Annotated in this window: 1 protein-coding gene; it reads left to right on the top strand. The window is 43.7% G+C overall.

Annotation, left to right across the window (positions count from 1 at the left end):
- The coding region (locus LZP73_RS20560) for a DUF945 family protein (protein WP_234236828.1) at window positions 1-269 on the top strand (269 nt) is incomplete at its 5' end.
- Window positions 270-286 lie beyond the last annotated feature (17 nt).

Here is a 286-nt window from a genome sequence, read left to right as displayed (position 1 = left end):
ATTTTGATGTGAAGTTACCGCTTAATGTCGCCACAGAAACCGCAAAACAGCTTAATTTATCTGAAGGGATGGATGCGGAAAAAGCGCAAAAGCGGGCTGATAAACAAATCAGCGGGATGATGACATTAGGTCAGATGTTGCAGTTAATCACGATTGACAACAATACCGCCTCGCTGCAACTGCGTTATACACCGGGTAAAGTTGTTTTTAACGGACAGGAGATGAGCGAAGAAGAATTTATGTCTCGTGCCGGACGTTTTGCTCATTAAAATACTCACTCGCCTCT

The sequence above is a fragment of the Shewanella sp. AS16 genome (assembly GCF_021412365.1).
Classification (GTDB): Bacteria; Pseudomonadota; Gammaproteobacteria; order Enterobacterales; family Shewanellaceae; genus Shewanella; species Shewanella salipaludis.
This window is presented reverse-complemented; position numbering and strand designations above follow the sequence as displayed.